This window comes from Flavobacterium macrobrachii, assembly GCF_014486675.1.
GTDB lineage: Bacteria > Bacteroidota > Bacteroidia > Flavobacteriales > Flavobacteriaceae > Flavobacterium > Flavobacterium macrobrachii.
Genome location: NZ_JACTAC010000206.1, coordinates 1 through 345, shown reverse-complemented (window position 1 = coordinate 345; position 345 = coordinate 1). Strand labels below are relative to the sequence as shown.

Genomic DNA, 345 nt, shown 5'->3' with positions numbered 1-345 from the left:
GATTGGGTCATCTACCAAGGTCGCATCACCTACCAATGCTGATGCTGGATTGGTGATTTGGTTCGTATTGTTTTCTAAATCGGTTAACGTTGGATAATACTGTACGCTTAGATTAGGATCTCCGTTTAAAATATACGCTTGGTTTTGGGTTAAGTCTATCGTGGCTTGTCCTGGTGTAGTTGCATTTTCACAAACTGCTGGTAATACCGTTGGATTGGTATTTGGCTCTGGTGCTGGCAATACTCTAATGTTTAACGTAGTATAACCTACACATCCTTGTACACTGATGATACGAACTCCCAAGGTTTGTACTGCTGGTGATACATTGGTATAACTAGTAATATT

At 40.3% G+C, this 345-nt stretch carries 1 protein-coding gene; it reads right to left on the bottom strand.

Annotation, left to right across the window (positions count from 1 at the left end):
- A partial coding sequence (locus IAI56_RS15980; RefSeq protein WP_187658797.1) for a hypothetical protein occupies positions 1-345 on the bottom strand: 345 nt, incomplete at both ends.